The following is an 11,669-nucleotide window of genomic DNA, read 5'->3' as shown; positions in this document are numbered from 1 at the left end:
GGAAAGCCGGTTGCATAACTGGCTTGGATGACGTTGCCGTCTAAGCCTTAGGGCTATGCTACAAATCTGTAGAATTGCAGCCAGGAGCAACAACCCTAGTAGCCATAGAAATCCAGGACCAGGACCATAAAGCAAAAAGCCAGTGAAGTCCAGCGGTCTGACTCCCGGTGCCATCCCTAAGAGAATGAGGGAAAGAATCAGTAGACTGCCAACTAGAGCCAGCAGCCAAAACAAAATCCTGATGACTAGATTCATAGGCTAAGCAACACGTTATCTAGCAGCGCAACGATAGAGTTGATAAGGCACGCCAATACGATGATAGTTTTCCTCATCGCGCTCGCAAGCCACCGTCTCCCCTCCCGACTTAGCTTGGCTCGGTAAGCTGAGCTGCTCTGGAAATTCTCTTTGCCTCAAACCACTGCCAACAATCCACAAATTAGGTGGAGTGGAGACAGGCGGTTGCACGTTGGCTAAATTCTGCCAAAGTTGGCTGTAGGTGGGTTGGCGACTCAAGAAACCAAAGGAGACGTTTTGATTTAGTTCTGGAGAAGTGAGCGATCGCCGATGCACTTCCAAGTCGAAGCTCAACCCTAGAGCAACTTCCAAGAGTGTGTCATAACCTGTCACCACCATCAGAGGTTTAGTGGGTTCCAACATTAAATTCTGAGCTACCTGTTGCGGCTGGTAAGGTTTCTGAAAGATGAAACCCAGTCCTAAAAAGATACAGCTAAGGAGACCAACCACTAAGACGCTGATCTGGACTCGGTAAGCACTCCAGTAGTGAGACCAGGCCATTCTAGGAGGCAGAGAGCTGTTTTGAGATAGCTGGGTTAGGCTTGCTCCTAATAAAGCACAGACCGCTGGATAGTAGACAAAGTTGTAGCGCGGCACTACCGTAATGTCTTTGCCTAACACATAGACAATCCCCAAAAATTCCACCAGCACACACAGAATAAAGCTGGTCAAAGTGATAGTTGCTAAATGAGTCTCTGGCTGTACCCAAAGCTGCTTCAAACCCTGGATGACGTGGCGCATAAGCCAAATTGCAAACACCAACATCAACAAAGCCGCTGGAATAGCGCTCCAGAGTGGCTGATTCTCCACAGGGAAGGAGATCACCATGATCAGCCAAGCCGCAGGCAATTGATAGAGCGGTGCTAGCTTGTCGAGCCAACTGGATTGAAAGGGAGATAGCCAATCGGTTTCTGGGCGACTTGTGTGACCTAGCAATGTAGGCAACCAAGGGAGATAGCTCAAAACTACGCCAGAGATAGCTAGGGCGATCGCCCCCCAGTGGTAGCGGGAGATTCTGGAGCGTTGCCAAACTGCCATCCCCACTAAGGTAACCACTTGCCCCACAAACGCCAACAAGAAAAAATAGTGGATATAGAAGCCAATGCCATTGACCAACATCCAACCGAGCCAAGGCAGCGGTCTGAGCCGTCGAGATTGCCACAAGTCTTGCTGCATCTGGACTAAACTCAATAATGCCAGCGTAATCAGCAACATTGGCAAGGTATAGTGACGGGCTTCCTGCGAAAGATACACCGCAAAAGGAGACACCGCCATCAAAGCTGCTGCCGTCAAGCCTGCCTTGGGAGCATAGGCAACGCGATTTAGTCCATAAATAGCTACGATCGCTGCAACCCCAAACAACGCCGGGAGCGATCGCAACTTCCACACCCAAGACTGGGCCAATGGGTTGATCCACCGCAACCAACTATGCAGCAAGCAGAAGAACAGCGGCGGATGCACAGACTCAGTGCTAACAGTTTGGGCGATTTGCGGACAACTAACACCCGATTTGAGCGTGAAGACCTGATCCAGCACCGTATGTGGAAACAGCACATTTAGCGGCACATCATAGTAGCTGCGACCAAAGCTAAAAATCGCCGTAATCACTTCATCTAGCCACAGAGGTTTGGCATCCAAGTTCCAGAAGCGTAACGCTGTGCCCAACGCGATCGCTCCGATCAAAGCCAAGTAGTGTAAACGTTTCATGCGCCCAAGATCTCGTCATCCACTGAAAAGCCTACTGCCGCTGTGTCCCGACCGGAAACGAGATAATCTTGGTGAAACGAGTCTTGCAGCCCAGAAACAAGATCGAATTTAGGGTGCCAGCTGAGTTCAGCGATCGCCTTTTGCACCGAGGCAAAGAAGTGTTGGGTCCGCAGGGGAAAGGCTTTGCGCTTACCGAAATCAAATTGTTTGGGGTCGTAGTGCACAATCTCAACTGCATCCGCAGATTTCCCCGCAGCCGCCGCACAAGCGCGAGCTAAGCCATCAAATGTGACATAGCGATCCCCAGAGATATTGTAAACTTGCCCGATCGCTGTCGGATTACCCAACACATTTGCCATTGCTTGAGCTAAGTCTTGCACATGCCCCAATTGCGTCAAGTGCAGACCATGACCCGGAATTGGAATCGGGCGATCGCGAACAATACGATCAAAAAACCAAGCTTCTAAGTCGTTGTAGTTTTGCGGGCCGTAGATATAGGTGGGGCGAATTGCAGTAAAGGGCAATCCCTGCTCCGCCAGATAAGCTTCTGTTTCGTGCTTTCCACGATGCCGACTTTTGGGGTCTACCACATCTCCTTCCACATGCGGCATCTGCTCAGATTTCAAATACACTCCCGCAGAACTCATGTAGATAAAATGTTGTACTTTGTCTCGGAACAGATCTGCTAACGGTTGAGTGTCGCTCAACTCCCGACCGTTGTTGTCAAAGATGGCATCAAACGTCTCTGTGGCTAGTTTGTCTTTGAGTTGAACAGGGTCTGTGCGATCGCCCTGAATCTGCTGCACACCCGCCACCGGAGCAGGTTTGTTCCCCCGATTGAACAAAACTACTTCATGCCCTTGCCCAACCAAAATTCGAGTTAGGTAGACCCCAACAAATCGGGTGCCACCCATAATCAAAATCCGCATACCCAGACCTCCTCACAACCCAGCTTTATTATCTTAGGACGTGGGAGGAAAGAGGTAAAAGTTAGGAGTCAGAAGCTAGGAGCCAAAAATCAACAGTTAGTAAATAATAGTGAGGATTTAGGCTAAGGGCGATCACCGTGGAAAAGCGATCGCCCTTAGCCTAAATTTATAGCCTGCTCTATGCGTTTTGAAGCCTGCCTGTTTCAACCAGGCGATCGAGGGCAGCTTTGACATCTTGTTGGGGGTAATTGAGCTGGTAGGCAATCATTACGACACTCCAAACAGGACGCCGCCGGACTACATCAAAGACGCTTTGCTCTAAGTTAGTCATTGGAATTTCTCCTCTGCAAAACTTTGGGCTATCATTCTTCCTACGTTACCCTTGATGAGGCATTCAAAACTCCGTCAATGAGCGCAAATTTTGTCGCTAGAAAAGCCCTATCACCAAGGTTAATCTACCCTAAGGAAGGAATAGGTCATAGATGGAGCTGCGTCACGGCAATTTTGCCAGAGAAACAGACATCAACATCACTACCTAGAGTGCGAGCGCGTTTGGAATATTCTCCTTTGTAAATTAGGGAGTCTCCTTCGATCGCGTAATCAATCGGTAGTGGCCGCTTGCAGGAATCACAAAACACGACCTCTGGATCAGGATCACCGGGTTCTAAATGAGGAAGATTGACATTCCAAAAGCTGCCGAGCTCTAGGGGGCGATCGCGCAGCTGGGTTAAAACCTGAGCAGTCCAGCGCGCGGCTGTATCCCAATCCACATTGCGTCTCCCTTTGCGGTAGTGAGATATAGCTACACCTGGAATTCCATGTAATGCAGCTTCGCGCACGGCTGCTACGGTTCCAGAAATATATACATCTGCGCCCAAGTTGCCTCCAGCGTTGATCCCAGACAGGACAAATTGGACTTTGGGAAAGAGATGGCTGATCGCGATACGGACACAATCGGCAGGAGTGCCTCCGATCGCATACTCGGCGGGCGATCGCTGCTCAATATGAATGGGAATGGTAGTCGTGACCCGATGCCCACAACCAGACCATTCTAGTTTGGGAGCGACCAGCACACCTGTTCCATTCACGGCCTTTTGCAAAGCTCGAATTCCAGGGGCATCAATACCATCATCATTGGTGAGAATTAGAGTCATACTGGGTGGGGGCTGGATTAAAACGGGCACAAAGGGAATTGGCCTTATTTTAGGGGGGCGATCGCGTGATTAATCAAGTAGCTGCTCAATTAGAATGATGCTAGAGCCTGCTCCATCCTTTGAACCTGAGGCACGATGGATTTTAGTCAAGCGCTAGCTGCAAAACGAGACATCATTGTACAAACCTGGATTGAGACAGTTCGCCAGGATTTACAGATTCCGGCGGTTGACGATCTACCGCGATCGGCAATTCGGGATCATCTTCCGGATGTGCTTGTAGCCATGGTTAGCATTCTCTCCCAGACTCAAGATAATGATATTCAATCCATTGTTGAGAGAAGTTTAGAGCATGGGGTCTTACGGGCGGCTCAAGGTTTTGCACCCAATGAAATTGCTCGTGAGTATCACCTTCTACGTCGGGTCATCTTTGCTACTCTGGAAACCGATTTTCTCAAAGGAACGGTGTCGGACGTAATACGGGCATATAGCTTAATTGACACCATGATTGACGAAGCGATTACCCAGTGCTTTAACAGTTATGTGGAAGAGCGCTTGTGTGAGTTGCACCAACTCCAAAGCCAAGCAGAACTCACAAACCAGGAACTTACTCGCTTAGTGAAAGCGAATCAAGACAATCTATCCCAACTAGCTCATGAGCTAAAAAACCCCCTCAATTCCATTATTGGCTACTCAGAGTTGATGTTGCGAGCGTCTCGCAAGGTGCCAGAGACACGAGACACCACATCCCATGTAGAGCATATTGAGACTGTCGTTCGTAATGGTAGACAGCTACTACGACTGATCAATGATGCCCTCGAGATTTCCCGCTATGAAGCAGGCAAAATGGACCTGCATCCAGAACCCACTGAAGTACGTTCTGTGATTAAGGATGTGGTGGAGATGCTCAAGCCTTTGGCAGATACCAAAGCTCTAGAGCTTGTGGTTAATTGCGATCGCGCCCCTGCAACGGTGTATACAGATTCTCTACGCTTGCAGCAAATTGTTACCAATCTCCTGAGTAATGCAATTCGCTACACCAAATCAGGCACGATTTGGCTCTCCTGTGAGACTTTAGGCGATCGCCAATGGTTGTTGGCAGTTAAAGACACAGGAATCGGGATTGCCCCAGAAGAGCAGTCATTGGTTTTTGATCCCTTTTATCGCGCTGAGAACAACGAGGTGCATGTGCCAGATAGTACTGGATTGGGCTTAGCGATCGTCTCCCAACTTGTCAATCTCATGCAAGGAAAAATTGAGCTAAAATCTCAGCTGGGAGTAGGCTCTACCTTTACGGTGACTTGGCCTCTAAAAATTCAAGCTTAGGGAGCATAAGGTCTATATTTAAGAATTGCTTTTTCCATGGAGCGCAAAAAAGCAACTCTCTACTAACCCTCGAAAAGTAGTAACCCTCGAAAAGTGGCTACTGCGAGGGGCTCATTGTGTCTTTTAAACGTAAAAACGCATTAATCCTAGCCATTAACTCGTCATAGTCAATCGGCTTGCGGATGAAGTCATTGGCTCCCAAGTCTAATCCTGCTGGAGCACTGGCACTCTCAGACGCAGTAATCAAAATCACTGGGATGAACGGTAAGCTTTTATTTTGCCGGATGCGCCGGGTTAGTTCATAACCATCCATGCCAGGCATCATGGCATCGATCAGGGCTAAGGCAGGAGGTGACGCTTCTAAAAGAGCTAGAGCAGATTTACCATTTCTGGCACTATCAACCTCAAATCCTTCTTCAATCAAGATTGCTTCTAAAAGAGACAAATTATCGGGCATGTCATCAACAATTAAAATGCGTTTGGCTGGGGGGTGAGCTTGAGTAGGAGACATAAAACTATTTTTTAGGTGGAGGTGTTATGGCCCTTCATATTAGTGATTGAAGAGTTAACTTACCTCCGTCTTAAGATGATCCCAGCTACTAAACACCTCAAACCAAAACCATTTCAGGCCAACACCAGATCTGTAGCAATCGCCCTCAGTTAACCTCGCTTGGCTCTTCATTCCAGCGACTCAGCTCGCTAAGGATAGAGAGGTAAGCTTAAACCTGAGGTAACTCGAAAGCTTAAGAAAAAGGATGCTGGAGGTGTAGTTTCCAGATCCCCTGCTCCTAGTCCTAGACTCAGCAAACCAGTAATGACCGCTGCTAGCAAGAGTTTTTCTGCCATTGCAGTAGCCCCTCAGCTCAATTTCATATCTTAAAGATACTCCTTTAAGTCGATGACAGAAATCCTCCAAGTAAATGACCCAACTGGGTGAGTCGGGAGCGTTGGAGTGATCGCGCCTAACCAAACAAAAAAGCACCCAATTTCCATACCAAATTTAAGCCCAATGAACAGTTTTTTCTACTAAAAATAGCAGCCATTCATTATAGAAATATTTGCAGGCGGGGAGCAGAGATGGAAAGCGATCGCCAGCAAAATTAGACTGTGATGAACCATAACTAATAAATTAGAATTCTCTAACTATAAAAGCCCCAGTAATTTCTAGGGCTTTTATAGTTAGAACTTCAATAGATGCATGCTTCAAGCCTAACGGTTTTTATGGCTGTTCCGACCGCCTTCACGCCCAATTTCTGCCATGTGATCGCGGTCTTGGCTGACTGTTTCGCCACCTTTGCGCCCAGCTTCTCTAGCTTCTTCAGGGCTAAACTCATGAGCAGTGCCTTTCTCGTGTGCAGCCTTGCCACCCATGCTAGCAATCTCACGTTGCTTGCTTTCGTCCATGGAGGCAAAACCCTGTTTCCCTTTCTCTTCCTTCTTTTTATTTGCCATAGAAAGACTCCTTGCGTCAGCGACTATTAAACTTTGTTGAAACCCAAAATCATTACAAGTGATTCACTTGTTGTCTCTAGCCTAAAAAAACAGATGTACCGCTTCCTCCGACTAAGGATTGATAATTAAGAATTAAAAGAGAAAATTTTTCCTTCTAATGACGGAGAGCCATAATCTAGCTCTTTAGACATAGAATTTGGCGTAAATCTAGCTCATTCAAGGTTATAGTAGCCAAGCATGAAAAGCTCACAGAATAAATGTAGTAGCAGTTCTTAATAGATTTTTTAATCAAGAACTTTCAGAAATTTTGATTAAAAAGTTGCGATCGCTCTTGCTCCTCCAAATCGCTAATTTTCTGATTCACTCGCTCACGGATTCCGTCTGCATTCTTTAATCTCTGTAACAATTGTTCATAATTCGTCTAAGCGGTGTATCGTGAAAACATTGGTTTAGAGATACGTGCGTATGAGACACTTCCTCATTAACATTCGCTGTTGGAGTGGTTTGCTTCAACGCCTGGTTCTATGCCTAGCGTTAGTTATGTTGGCTGTGCAGTTGGTGGCCTCACCTGCTAGGGCCACTGGAATTTATGAGATGCCTAGCTCGCCGCCACAAACGCTGCTTTTGGACCAAGCTGATGTCATCAGTCGCCTCAACGAAGGCAAAATTACTAAGGAATTAGAAGATTTATCTCAGCAAACTGGGAACGAAGTTCATTTGGTCGTGATCCGTCGCCTTGACTACGATGAGAGTCCAGAAGGGTTTACGAATAAGCTGTTTGAGAAGTGGTTTCCGACTCCTGAAGCCCAAGCCAAGCAAACGCTTTTGGTGCTAGATAAAGTGACGAATCAGGCGGCAATCCGCACGGGTGACCAGGTAAAAGCGGTGATGTCGGATGCGATCGCGACTAGTGTAGCTCAGGAAACGTTGCTGGTACCGTTGGTGCAGGGTGACAACTATAACCAGGCGTTTTTAGATGTGAGCGATCGCTTGGTAGCAGTGCTTTCGGGTCGGTCTGATCCGGGTCCACCTCAAGTTGTGGACAATGTACGGGTGGAAGGAACATTCGCCACGGCGGAGAAAACCGAGCAGGAGCGAGGCAATTCTTTGGTTTGGGTGGTTGGGTTGTTGGTTGCTGCCACCGTGATTCCAATGGCGACTTACTATTTCTACTTGTTTTTACAGTCTCGGGCATAGAACCGAGCCTTGGGGGCACTCGCCCCCAAATCCCCGCTGAGGGACGGTTGCGTCCCCCAGACCCCCTCCAAACGAGCCTAGCTGTTAGCGTTTCGAGTTCTTGGGTTGCTACTTCTTAATCTCTGGTTCTTGGCTCCTGGCTTCTAATTCCTCACTTTTCACTCCCTTCATCCTTCATCCTTCTCTAGTCCTGCACATATTCCTCTCCGGAGAGCATGGCGGTTTCAGCTCGGACGAATTCTCGGCCTAGGTAGGCGGCGTGATCGAGCTTGGTGACGAGGCTGGGTTCTTTAGACTCAAAGAGTTGGATGCAGAGTTCTTTGGCACTTCTAGCACTGTAGATTTTGGTGTGAGTGCGTTCTACTTTTCCCCGAACTGGGATGACTTCGCCTGTTTCTGGATCAACGGCTAACCCGCGATCGTTGATGGTGTTGGTGTAGTGCTTGGCGCAAATTTGGTTGGTTTCGCGATCGATGTAGATGATGAAGTAGCCGCCTGGATCGAGGTCGATATAGCGGTTGGATAATTTGTTATCGAGGACGGTAACTGCTTCAACAATTGGATTCATGGGAATGCGATCTCTGGACAATTTCTCTGCACGTTGATTGTGACCTTGACTACATTCTACGAAGAGAGCAGCTCTCCTGCGAATTGAGTTGTAAATACTGGGACTATCTTTCAATCCTGGCGCTGGAAGCGGCCTAAGTGTTCTTCTCCTTGGCGCTCTGGGATGGAGTTGGCGACAGGTGCTAGCTCTAGAATCTGGAAACTAGGTTGAAAATACTGCTGAATCTGGACGGGTGCAATGCCAAAGGGAGGGCCACCTGGACGGTTGTGGGTGAAGAACAGTGCTAGAAGTTGTCCTTGAGGTTTAAGCAAGGTGTGGACGAGTTGCACATAGTCAGCTCGCTGTTCTGGGGCGATCGCGCAAAAGCAGGTATGCTCAATCACGTAGTCAAAACTACCAGGAAATTCGGCGGCTAAATCAAAAATGTTGCGCTGGAGGAACTGGGCTGGGTTCTGACTAGTTTGAGCTAGGACGGTAGCGGCAGCGATCGCGGTTGGCGCGAAGTCAAACCCCATCACTTCAAAACCATGAGCCGCAAATAACAGCGCATCATACCCTCGTCCACAACCAAGTACAGCAGTTCGGCCTGGTTTAGGAGCAGGAGATGAGTTTAGCAACTTGGCAAATGGTGGTGCAGCTTGTCCAATATCCCAACGGTCTGTACCTTCGCAATACCGTTGCTGCCAATAATCTGCTTCTCGAACTGACACCATAAGTACTATTCTCTTCAACCTTACCTAGTCTAAACAAACTCTATGGTTGACTCGGCTTTGGCTCGACCCCATACGACAGTTGTGTTGGCAATGAGTGCAGATGGCAAAATTGCCGATGTAAGGCGATCGCCCGCTCGGTTTGGTTCTGCGGCGGACAAAGCTCATTTGGAAAAACAAGTGGCTCAAGCAGATGCAGTACTGTTTGGGGCGGGTACGTTGCGTGCTTATGGCACGACGCTGCGGGTCTCTCACCCGGAACTGTTGGAGATGCGATCGCAGCAAGGCAAACCCGCCCAACCTGTACAAATAGTTTGTTCTCGCTCTGGTGAATTTGACCCCAACCTGCGTTTCTTTGCTCAACCTGTACCCCGCTGGTTGCTCACGATTACCCTTGGGGCAAAGGCTTGGCAGGAGAGAGCTGAATTCGAGCGCATCCTGGTGGCTGAGGCACCTGAGGCACCTGAGCAAACCTTGGATTGGGAGCAGGCTTTTCAGCAACTAGCCACATTGGGAATTCGGCGTTTAACGGTGCTGGGAGGTGGCGAAGTAGTTGGTTCCTTGATGGCTCTGGATTTGATTGATGAACTGTGGCTGACAGTTTGCCCCTTGATTCTAGGTGGAGCGATCGCGCCTAGCCCAGTGCAAGGTTTAGGTTTTTCGGCAGAATCAGCGCCCCGCTTAGAATTGCTCTCGGCGGAAGCTAACGGCCCCGAAGTTTTTCTCCACTATCGCCTGCAACGCTGAAAAGATTGAATTACGCTAGAGAGCGGATGGCCCTAACTCCAGCAATCATGGTCGAACAACTCCAGCCCCGGTATTCCCTCGCTTGGATCAACAAAGTTTCTGAAGTGCCCCAGGCTGAATGGGACGCATTAGCCATGCCCTTGAACACTCCATTTTTTGAATGGGACTGGCTCAACAACATGGAAACTTCGGGCAGCGCTACCGCCAAAGCGGGATGGTTGCCCAATCACCTCACCGTTTGGCGCGATCGCCATCTGATCGCTGCTGCCCCGCTCTATATCAAGGGCCACAGCTATGGCGAGTTTGTCTTCGACCAGCAGTGGGCCGATTTAGCCCAGCGCTTAGGCATCAGTTATTACCCCAAACTTCTAGGGATGTCGCCCTTCACTCCTGCTGAAGGCTATCGCTTTCTGATTGCCCCTGGCGAGGATGAAGACGAAATCGTAGAAATGATGCTAGACGAAATCGATCACTTCTGCGATCGCAACCGCATCTCCGGTTGTCACTTTCTCTATGTCGATCCGGAATGGCGACCTGTTTTAGAACGTCACGGCTTCACCCCTTGGCTACACCATAGCTTCATCTGGAGCAACCTCGGCTTCCAAAGCTTTGATGACTACCTCAATGTCTTTAATGCCAACCAGCGCCGCAACATCAAGCGAGAACGCAAAGCTGTTGAGAAAGCAGGTCTGACGCTGAAAACGTTTACTGGAGATGACATCCCCAACTCCCTATTCCCACTGATGTATACCTACTATGCCGATACCTGCGACAAATTCGGCTGGTGGGGTAGCAAATATCTAACCCGACGGTTCTTCGAGCAACTCCATCCTCACTACCGTCACCGAGTTGTTTTCGTCGCTGCCTACAGTGAACAAGACCCCCACCAACCGATGGGCATGTCATTCTGTCTCACTAAAGGCGATCGGCTCTATGGACGTTACTGGGGCAGTCAGCAAGACATCGACTGTCTCCATTTCGATGCCTGCTACTACAGCCCAATTGAATGGGCGATCGCCAATGGCATTCAAACTTTCGACCCTGGCGCGGGTGGTCGTCACAAAAAACGCCGAGGCTTCCCTGCCACGCCCAACCATAGCCTGCACCGCTTCTACGACAAGCGCCTCAGCCAAATCCTGCGATCGTACATCCGGGAAGTGAATGAGCTAGAGCAGCAGGAAATGGATGGCATCAACGAAGCCCTTCCTTTCAAGCAAGCCAATGCCAATTTAGAGCAAACAGATGGTGACCATTAAAGAATTATTTGTCAGAAAGTGTTTGTAAAAGAGCGTCAAGCAATGATTGATTCCCATCTCCGCCAATTCTTAGTTAATCGTCGTAGCATCAGCCGGATCATAAACACATAAATCATGCTTTCGTGATTCTCTGGTAAGCGTTCGTAGTCACAAGTCAGAATACGAGCGTTCTCTAACCATGTCCAAGGGCGCTCAAACATCCATCGTTTGGGTTCCACTTGAAAGCCTTTCGTCTCCTCAGCATGTTGGCTAATTTCTAGTTCCATTTAATGCTCCCCAAATGCTTGCTTGACCAGAGTTGCTAAACCACCCTGATACCTTTTTTCTGCTAG

14 protein-coding genes are annotated in these 11,669 nt (G+C 48.7%); 4 read left to right on the top strand and 10 right to left on the bottom strand.

What is annotated here, in order from left to right; genetic code table 11:
• Positions 1 to 270 precede the first annotated feature (270 nt).
• The 4 genes from H6F68_RS15300 to surE form a co-directional block, all read right to left on the bottom strand.
• The gene (locus H6F68_RS15300) at positions 271 to 2,001 is read right to left on the bottom strand and encodes a glycosyltransferase family 39 protein (protein ID WP_190560248.1); all 1,731 of its coding nucleotides are present in this window, start codon (positions 1,999 to 2,001) and stop codon (positions 271 to 273) included.
• The gene (locus tag H6F68_RS15295) at positions 1,998 to 2,930 is read right to left on the bottom strand and encodes an NAD-dependent epimerase/dehydratase family protein (RefSeq protein WP_190560246.1); all 933 of its coding nucleotides are present in this window, start codon (positions 2,928 to 2,930) and stop codon (positions 1,998 to 2,000) included. The genes H6F68_RS15300 and H6F68_RS15295 overlap by 4 nt, the downstream gene beginning before the upstream one ends.
• Positions 2,931 to 3,108: 178 nt before the next feature.
• Positions 3,109 to 3,261: a hypothetical protein gene (locus H6F68_RS15290; protein WP_190440076.1), complete on the bottom strand. Its 153-nt coding sequence runs from the start codon at positions 3,259 to 3,261 to the stop codon at positions 3,109 to 3,111.
• A gap of 145 nt (positions 3,262 to 3,406) precedes the next feature.
• On the bottom strand, positions 3,407 to 4,084 hold the full coding sequence (gene surE / locus H6F68_RS15285) for a 5'/3'-nucleotidase SurE (RefSeq protein WP_190560244.1): 678 nt from the start codon (positions 4,082 to 4,084) through the stop codon (positions 3,407 to 3,409).
• Between the two features lie 135 nt (positions 4,085 to 4,219).
• Here surE and H6F68_RS15280 point away from each other — a divergent pair, with 135 nt between their 5' ends.
• Positions 4,220 to 5,407 (top strand): HAMP domain-containing sensor histidine kinase, encoded by a 1,188-nt coding sequence (locus tag H6F68_RS15280; RefSeq protein ID WP_190560242.1) that lies wholly within the window; start codon positions 4,220 to 4,222, stop codon positions 5,405 to 5,407.
• Between the two features lie 97 nt (positions 5,408 to 5,504).
• On the opposite strand, the gene H6F68_RS15275 is transcribed toward H6F68_RS15280, so the two are convergent.
• The 3 genes from H6F68_RS15275 to H6F68_RS15265 all read right to left on the bottom strand — a co-directional run bounded on the left by H6F68_RS15275 (position 5,505) and on the right by H6F68_RS15265 (position 6,859).
• The gene (locus H6F68_RS15275) at positions 5,505 to 5,918 is read right to left on the bottom strand and encodes a response regulator transcription factor (protein WP_190549915.1); all 414 of its coding nucleotides are present in this window, start codon (positions 5,916 to 5,918) and stop codon (positions 5,505 to 5,507) included.
• A gap of 188 nt (positions 5,919 to 6,106) precedes the next feature.
• Positions 6,107 to 6,253, bottom strand: a complete 147-nt coding sequence (locus H6F68_RS15270) for a hypothetical protein (RefSeq protein WP_190560240.1) — start codon at positions 6,251 to 6,253, stop codon at positions 6,107 to 6,109.
• A 363-nt stretch (positions 6,254 to 6,616) separates the two neighbouring features.
• Positions 6,617 to 6,859 (bottom strand): KGG domain-containing protein, encoded by a 243-nt coding sequence (locus H6F68_RS15265; RefSeq protein ID WP_190440066.1) that lies wholly within the window; start codon positions 6,857 to 6,859, stop codon positions 6,617 to 6,619.
• A gap of 540 nt (positions 6,860 to 7,399) precedes the next feature.
• Here H6F68_RS15265 and psb32 point away from each other — a divergent pair.
• A complete protein-coding gene (gene psb32 / locus H6F68_RS15260; RefSeq protein WP_242065523.1) occupies positions 7,400 to 8,056 on the top strand; it encodes a photosystem II repair protein Psb32 in 657 nt (218 codons plus the stop codon).
• Between the two features lie 184 nt (positions 8,057 to 8,240).
• Here psb32 and H6F68_RS15255 read toward each other — a convergent pair whose 3' ends face one another.
• Positions 8,241 to 8,624: a DUF4346 domain-containing protein gene (locus H6F68_RS15255; protein WP_190549917.1), complete on the bottom strand. Its 384-nt coding sequence runs from the start codon at positions 8,622 to 8,624 to the stop codon at positions 8,241 to 8,243.
• Positions 8,625 to 8,734: 110 nt separating this feature from the next.
• Positions 8,735 to 9,337: a methyltransferase domain-containing protein gene (locus H6F68_RS15250; protein ID WP_190560236.1), complete on the bottom strand. Its 603-nt coding sequence runs from the start codon at positions 9,335 to 9,337 to the stop codon at positions 8,735 to 8,737.
• A gap of 42 nt (positions 9,338 to 9,379) precedes the next feature.
• Here H6F68_RS15250 and H6F68_RS15245 point away from each other — a divergent pair, with 42 nt between their 5' ends.
• Positions 9,380 to 10,081 carry a RibD family protein gene (locus H6F68_RS15245; protein WP_190560234.1) on the top strand — a complete coding sequence of 234 codons (702 nt, stop codon included), beginning with the start codon at positions 9,380 to 9,382 and terminating at the stop codon, positions 10,079 to 10,081.
• Between the two features lie 26 nt (positions 10,082 to 10,107).
• On the top strand, positions 10,108 to 11,337 hold the full coding sequence (locus H6F68_RS15240) for a GNAT family N-acetyltransferase (protein WP_399314090.1): 1,230 nt from the start codon (positions 10,108 to 10,110) through the stop codon (positions 11,335 to 11,337).
• Between the two features lie 35 nt (positions 11,338 to 11,372).
• Here H6F68_RS15240 and H6F68_RS15235 read toward each other — a convergent pair whose 3' ends face one another.
• Positions 11,373 to 11,603, bottom strand: coding sequence for a transposase (locus H6F68_RS15235; protein ID WP_190560232.1), 231 nt, complete (start codon positions 11,601 to 11,603; stop codon positions 11,373 to 11,375).
• Positions 11,604 to 11,669 lie beyond the last annotated feature (66 nt).

Origin of the sequence: Trichocoleus sp. FACHB-262 (assembly GCF_014696035.1) — a bacterium.
Lineage (GTDB): Bacteria > Cyanobacteriota > Cyanobacteriia > FACHB-46 > FACHB-46 > Trichocoleus.
Note: the sequence above shows the minus strand (reverse complement) of the source record. Positions and strands in the feature narration are given on the sequence as shown.